At 46.4% G+C, this 448-nt stretch carries 1 protein-coding gene; it reads right to left on the bottom strand.

What is annotated here, in order from left to right; all coding sequences use genetic code 11:
* Positions 1–55 precede the first annotated feature (55 nt).
* On the bottom strand, positions 56–448 hold a 393-nt coding region (locus AO242_RS29480; RefSeq protein WP_176560693.1), incomplete at its 5' end, for a hypothetical protein.

Raw genomic sequence — 448 nt, 5'->3', positions numbered from 1 at the left:
GTCAGCCAGGATGTCGCAGGTTCAAATTGCCTAATCCTTGTAAGCCACATCAGCTTCAAGGCCAGGTCGCGCTTCGTTCGATAATTTTCAGATTGAACAGTGCGCCTTTATCTCCAGGCGCTGTCAGGTAGCTCCATGAGTGATTCTTAACGGTGGTTTTGCTGTAAGTACACAGCGTGGTTCCGCCAGACGTGAGCACCAAATATACCTTTGCAGTGTCTTCAGTTAAATCAGAAAGGTTCAGTCTTGTCGTTTTGTCTTCTCCCACGAGCTGGAAGTGGCGACACCGTGTTGAGTCGCTTGTTTTCCAGGCGTAACCAGTGTTTGTTATGCCAATCCAGTGTGTTCCTTTATCGCTCATCATCAGTGAATAGGAGTTATCGGATGGAGAGTATTTGAAGTAAAACTTTTGAGCGTAATGCTCAAATGTGTTGACCGTCATGTACTC

It is taken from the genome of Pseudomonas sp. ICMP 561 (genome assembly GCF_002699985.1).
Classification (GTDB): domain Bacteria; phylum Pseudomonadota; class Gammaproteobacteria; order Pseudomonadales; family Pseudomonadaceae; genus Aquipseudomonas; species Aquipseudomonas quasicaspiana.
Note: the sequence above shows the minus strand (reverse complement) of the source record. Positions and strands in the feature narration are given on the sequence as shown.